This is a genomic window from Mesorhizobium sp. M4B.F.Ca.ET.089.01.1.1, from assembly GCF_004022605.1.
Classification (GTDB): Bacteria; Pseudomonadota; Alphaproteobacteria; order Rhizobiales; family Rhizobiaceae; genus Mesorhizobium; species Mesorhizobium abyssinicae.
In genome coordinates this window covers 1-415 of record NZ_RZOS01001504.1, presented here as the reverse complement: position 1 = coordinate 415, position 415 = coordinate 1, and the positions used below count along the sequence as shown (strand labels likewise).

Sequence of the window (415 nt, the reverse complement as noted above, 5' to 3'; positions counted from 1 at the left end):
CCATGAAGCTAGTCGATCGACGCCGTTCGCTCCACTCTTCGCAAGCGGGCTCGATCATCGCGGTGGGGTCAATTGCACTCGGAGCCGTTCGGGCTTCCCTGATCACTTCACGGCTGCGAGCCTGTCGATCGCGGCGGTGAAGCCGGCCAGCGAGATCGGAATGGTCACCGGCTTGCGGGTCACCGGAGCGGTTCATCGTTTGGCGGAAACGTTGAGCCGTTCTATTTCTTGCCTTGCCGCAATCCCGGACGGAAAACCGTTACACACTTTTCCTGGAATTGCTCTAAACCCAGATGGCGCCAGAGGAGGATACGGATGAGTGATTTGAAGACGCAGACGGCACCGGCCGCGGCGGATACCGGGCTGCCGCTGTTCTATTCGAAGCCCGAGGCGCTCAACCCGATACGGCACGGCT

General features: G+C 60.7%; 1 protein-coding gene. It reads left to right on the top strand.

Features of this window, described 5'->3' with window-relative positions; genetic code table 11:
* A partial coding sequence (locus tag EN780_RS40190; RefSeq protein ID WP_210215155.1) for a hypothetical protein occupies positions 1–319 on the top strand: 319 nt, incomplete at its 5' end.
* Between the last annotated feature and the right edge of the window lie 96 nt (positions 320–415).